Raw genomic sequence first — 611 nt, 5'->3', positions numbered from 1 at the left:
GACAGAAGCTGGATCTAAGACAGTGACTCCGGATCAACCAGAAGTAACAGATCACGTTGTGTATAAACCATTAGGAAAAATTATCCAAGTAGATGAATCGGGAAATGTTATTCCAGGTTCAGCATCTAAGACTTATGAAAATAATCCATTCAATCCTACAGAAGCAGCAGAAACTAAGATTCCTGATGCTCCAGCTGGATACAAGATTAAGGAAGAACAACCACAAGCTTGGGGTTACAATATAGTTGATAAAACGATTGAACCAAATGATGAAAGTGATCCAGATCGTATTTCACGAGATACACCAATCATCTACGTACCAATCGTAAATGATGTGACAAAACCAACTAAACAAACTGTAACCTTTAAAGGAGCAGGTGACAAGACTCCGGCTGCCAATGTCCAAAACGACTTCACATTTGCTGGTAAAGAAAAACAAGCTGATGGAACTACAACATGGACTGAAACTAGTCACACCTATGGCAAGGTTACTGTTCCAGTTGTAGATGGATACTACTCAGATAAGACAGAAGCTGGCTCTAAGACAGTAACTCCGGATCAACCAGAAGTAACTGATAAGGTTACCTATAAACCACTTGGAAGCTTGGTTC

General features: G+C 39.9%; 1 pseudogene. It reads left to right on the top strand.

What is annotated here, in order from left to right:
- Nucleotides 1-58: 58 nt before the first annotated feature.
- Nucleotides 59-611 (top strand): annotated as a pseudogene (locus HMPREF2728_RS10845) (mucin-binding protein); the annotation flags it as partial.

This window comes from Streptococcus sp. HMSC061D10, assembly GCF_001808865.1.
Classification (GTDB): Bacteria; Bacillota; Bacilli; order Lactobacillales; family Streptococcaceae; genus Streptococcus.
Note: the sequence above shows the minus strand (reverse complement) of the source record. Positions and strands in the feature narration are given on the sequence as shown.